The sequence below is a fragment of the Armatimonadota bacterium genome, from assembly GCA_020354555.1.
GTDB lineage: Bacteria > Armatimonadota > Hebobacteria.
In genome coordinates this window covers 4,311,794-4,316,329 of the sequence record CP070648.1, presented here as the reverse complement: position 1 = coordinate 4,316,329, position 4,536 = coordinate 4,311,794, and the positions used below count along the sequence as shown (strand labels likewise).

General features: G+C 66.6%; 4 protein-coding genes. 3 read left to right on the top strand and 1 reads right to left on the bottom strand.

Annotated elements, in window-relative coordinates; all coding sequences use genetic code 11:
- The coding region (locus JSV65_17670) for a carbon-nitrogen hydrolase family protein (protein UCH34331.1) at window positions 1-744 on the top strand (744 nt) is incomplete at its 5' end.
- Window positions 745-795: 51 nt separating this feature from the next.
- A complete protein-coding gene (locus JSV65_17665; protein ID UCH34330.1) occupies window positions 796-1,692 on the top strand; it encodes a hypothetical protein in 897 nt (298 codons plus the stop codon).
- On the opposite strand, the gene JSV65_17660 is transcribed toward JSV65_17665, so the two are convergent.
- Window positions 1,666-4,053, bottom strand: coding sequence for an alpha-galactosidase (locus JSV65_17660; protein ID UCH34329.1), 2,388 nt, complete (start codon window positions 4,051-4,053; stop codon window positions 1,666-1,668). The genes JSV65_17665 and JSV65_17660 overlap by 27 nt on opposite strands.
- Window positions 4,054-4,223: 170 nt before the next feature.
- Here JSV65_17660 and JSV65_17655 point away from each other — a divergent pair.
- Window positions 4,224-4,536 (top strand): hypothetical protein (locus JSV65_17655; protein UCH34328.1); only part of this gene is annotated, 313 nt, incomplete at its 3' end.

Here is a 4,536-nt window from a genome sequence, read left to right as displayed (position 1 = left end):
GAAGCCAACTGGGCAAAAGCCGAGCGCATGGTGCGCGACGCGGCTGCCGCCGGGGCGGAGCTGGTCTGCGCGCCCGAGGGGTTCCTGGAGGGCTATATCGTTCAGGAAAAGGGTCTAACGCGCGCGAAGTACCGCAGCATCGGAGAGTCGGTTCGCCGGGGGCCGTACGTTCGTAAGATGCGCGGCCTGTGTGCGGAACTCCGCGTTGGTCTCTGCGCCGGGTTCGCGGAACGCACCGGCCCGCGCATGTACAACTCGGCTGCGCTTATCGGGCGGCGCGGTGAGGTGATCGGCGTCTTCAGGAAGGTGCACGACATGGGCGCGGAACCGCTCAACACGCGGGGCGACGACTTCCCCGTCTTCGATACCGAGTCCGGCCCCATCGGCATCATGATCTGCTTCGACCGCCAACTGCCGGAAACGGCTCGCCTGCTGGCCCTGCGCGGCGCGAAACTGGTCCTTAATCCATCCGCCGGAATGCACGGCGAAACCAACGACATCATGATGCGCACCCGCGCTTACGAGAACGGCGTCTGGGTCATCTTCTCGCATCCCAAGGACTGCCTGATTATCTCGCCGAAGGGCGAGATCGTCGCACGGGCTCACGGGCCTGACGAGGTCGTGCTGGCGAACATTGACCTCGCGCAAGCGGGCAGCGGCGGCCCTGGGCGGCATCGCCGGCCGGAGGTGTATCGCGATCTATCCAACCGGCGCTTGCGCTTTCCCGGCCCGGATCAGCGGTGAATCGGCCACCATGCCCGCGTCCGACCCCGGGACGCTGCAAGGGAATCATCTGTGGATGACGCTGCGACACGAGCGAAGGTCTCTCTCGACTCACTCGAGATCCACAACATAGACCTTCACTACCACGCCGGCACGGAACGCTCGGACGGCTGCTCGCTCGATGACTACCTGGAGTACGCGGCACTCACCGGCCGCGTCATCATCGGGGTCACCGATCATTTCGGCCGCTACCTCTACGGCGGCGAGCCCAAGCGCCCGGAACCGTACCCGCGCAGCCACGAAGGCTTCCTGGCTTTCCATGAAGATGTCATTCAGGCCCGCGCTCGATGGCCACAGCTCACCGTCTTCTTCGCGCCGGAGTTCGGCGCGGGAGCCGTTTCAGACCTCACCGACGAACATCTCTCGCGTTTCGACTACATCATCTTCGAACCGTACGCCCTCGAGGGGCCGGGCAGCTTGACGCGAACGCTGATCGCCACCGCCCGCGAATGCGGCGCGCTCGTCGAACGCACCGGCATACCGGCGTTCGTCGCTCACCCGTTCCGAGCGACGGTCAACGCCCAGGTCGTCAAGCAGGGCATTGCCCCCTGGGCCGCGCAATTGTCGCCGCTCGACGGAGACGCCGACCTCATCGCCGAGGCGAACGCGCTGTTCGAGATGGACATCCTTGCCGTCGCGCAGGCATTTCGCGACGGCGGCGTGCCGCTCGAGGTCAACATGGAGACGCAGTCGCGCATCACATCGCGCAACCTGTTCGCCTACTACGACCGACTGCGCGCGGTGTACCGCATCTTGCGCGATGAAGGGGTGGATCTGGTCCCGGCGAGCGACATCCACGGCATTACCGGCGGCACGCCGGTCCCGCGCGACACCTTCCAGGAACTCGCCATCCGTCCGCGCGATATCCGCTTCCTGGAGAGGCTACTTCCCGAGCCGACGAGAGGCTGACCAAGCGGCCGCCGCCGAGCGCGGGAACGTCAGCCGCCAGCTGATCTCCGGCGCCGTCACGCGAAGCCTGACGGTCCACGCAGTCCCGCCATTGCCCGCTGCGCCTTGCCGAGCGACGGGCGCGAAGCCGGCGCCGATGACCCGCGCGCCGGCGAAATCCACCGTCGCGGGATGGCCGGCTTGCCCGTCGCGTCCGTTTCCACCCGCAGTCTGTGGCACGAAGAAGACGAGCGATTGCAGCGTGTTCGGGTTAGCTTCCATGGCGCCGGAAAGAGTGCTCGTCGCTGCGTCCCAGCGCTCATGCCGCAGGGTCACCGCGCCTTGGGTGACGTGCCGATCGGTGGAGAGATACTGCGGGCGGCCGAGGACGGGATGGACGGCGAGAAGCGTACACGCGCGCCGGGGCGGGTGCACCTCCAGCGGGCCTCGGAACGTGAACGCGCGCGCGCCCCAGAAGTCATAGGCAACGTATTCCCGCCCGGCTTCAAGCCCGATCTCCTCGCACAGCGTCAACGGCCCGCTTTCCCGGGGTTCATCCCAGTCGAACACAGCCAGCACCTGCCACGGTTCCTGCGCGGCCGCCTTGAGCTGCCACAATCGAGGGTACTGCCGGTGGAAAAGGTCCAGCGGCCGCGCGGAGACACCGCTTGGCGGTAGCACTTTCCGCACGATCGCCAATTCGCCCGGATTCAGATCCACAAACGCAGCCCCGACTTTGACCATGCCCCCAGTCATCGCCACCAACGTCGCCCACGCCTTCGTCGTGTCCAGCGAGATAGTCTCCGGCACGCCCCATCGCTTCACGGTAGCGGGGTGGGGGAAGTAGAAAGCATCGGGGTCGAGCACGTACACCCGATGATTGAGGTAGTACCGCCGCGCGGACATCGCGGCCTGGTTCTTCGGCCCCCAGCACCAGCGCGCGCCCGCTTGCCATTGGGGTCCCGTGTCTTCGCCCGTCCGCGTGCCGTGACAGACGCCCGCGCCGAGCCCCAGGATGCTGAACCCGTGTATGAACGTCCCCGGCTTGCTGCCGCGCTTGATCGCCTCCAGCCCGGCGCGATATGCCTCGGACCGCGTCATGGGCACCGCGTATTCCTTGCCGAGCAGCTCGTAATACACGTAGTCGATCTCGTTGAACGAGTCGAAACCCCAGTCCTCGGTGTACCGTCGGCACAGCTCCTCGACGTAGCGCTGGACATCGGGCCGGCTCGTATCGAGCACCTGCCACTCCGAGGGCACCTCAATGAGGCCTAGCGTCGGCAGCGCCCATTCCGGGCGCTCCTTCATTACCGGCGAGTCCACGTGCGCCACGAACGGGGCAATCCATATCGCAACCTTGAGCCCGAGCGCGTGCACCTGGTCGGCGAAGGCTTTCATTCCTCCCGGCCACCGCTCGTTCGCCTCCCAGTCCCCCAGCATTCGCTGATATCCGTCATCGATGGCGAACCAGCGCATGCTGTAGGGCTTCAGGTACTTGGCCACGAACCGCGCGTTCTCCATCATGTTGTCGAGCGAGATGTCGGTGTGATACCGCGTGTTCCAGGAATCCCAGTGCGCCTGGAGATCCTCCACAGGCCAGGGCTTGATGCCGAGCACGGCGGCCTGGGCTGCGGCGAAGCCCTCCAGGGCCGCAAAGGGATCGCCGGTGGAGAAGTCCAGGTAAAGCAGCTCACCGGTCAGCCGCTCGCCGGCGGCCAACTGCTTCGGCGGGTCATACACGCTCGCCGCCGCCCACGACAGCCAGTCACCTGCGGGGCGCGTCCGCACCAAGCCCACGGCGTGCTCGTGGCTGAGAAAGCCCGCGACAACGGCCTTGCCGCTCTCGACGTCGTAGAGCGCGTGGTTCCAGTTGCTGTTCGACACCGTGTCGCCGCCGAGCAGGCGAACGTCCTCCTCCAGCCACAGATCGTGGCCGTTCTCCAGGATGCGCATGCCCGACGGTCGCGCGAACTCCAGCGCCCCCTCGGCGCCGGTGTCGAGGGGGCGGATCTCCTCCAGGGCCAGCGCCCTGTTCGCCGTGAACGACGCCTGCGCCGTGAGGTATGGCTTGCCTTGGTACTGCGTTAGGCTCAAGGTGACGTCGCCTAACTCACTGCGGTACAGGGCCTGCTTTGCGATTCCCGCGCCCAAACCGCGCACGGTCACTGAGCGCTCGGAGACGGAAACCAGCCGGCCGGCGGCCGTGACCGCGCCGGCGCTCTTGATCGTCGGCCGGGCGTCGCGCAGGATCGTTCGCCCCGCGGCGACGACGGAGACCGCCCCGGTCTGCCGGTTCAAGCCGAAGTGGGGAGGCGTGTCACCACGGGACGGACCGGCCGCCAGGACTGCCACGCCTATGGCCGGCAACAGGACTCTCTTCATCTCAACCTCCCCAACGCGTTATCACCTGCGCACCGAGGCAGTATAGCCCGTCGGCGCGGGTCCGTCGAGAGTCCCCAGCGCGCTAGTCCGCCCCAGGCCAAGAGGTAGGAGCAAATGGCTCACGGAATACACGTCGAGACTGCATACGCTGCACCGCGGTGGTGACTACAATGACGATCAGATGCCGTCGGTTGCTGGAGCTATTCATGTGCGTGCTTCTCGTGGGCTCCCCGCTGCTCGCCGCTGTGGCCTTCGGTGAGGCCTCGGAAGGGGCCACGCGCGCCTTCGCGCGCACCGAGGGTCGGTGGGTGGCGGATGAACAGGGGCGGGTGCTCATGCTCCACGGGGTCAACCTGTCGGGCTCCGCCAAGTCTTTTCCCTTCATGCCGTGGACGAGCAAGGACGAGGTGATGGCGCTCCGCGAGTGGGGTTTCAATAGCGTCCGCTACCTCATGGTGTGGGAGGCGGTTGAGCCGCAGCCGG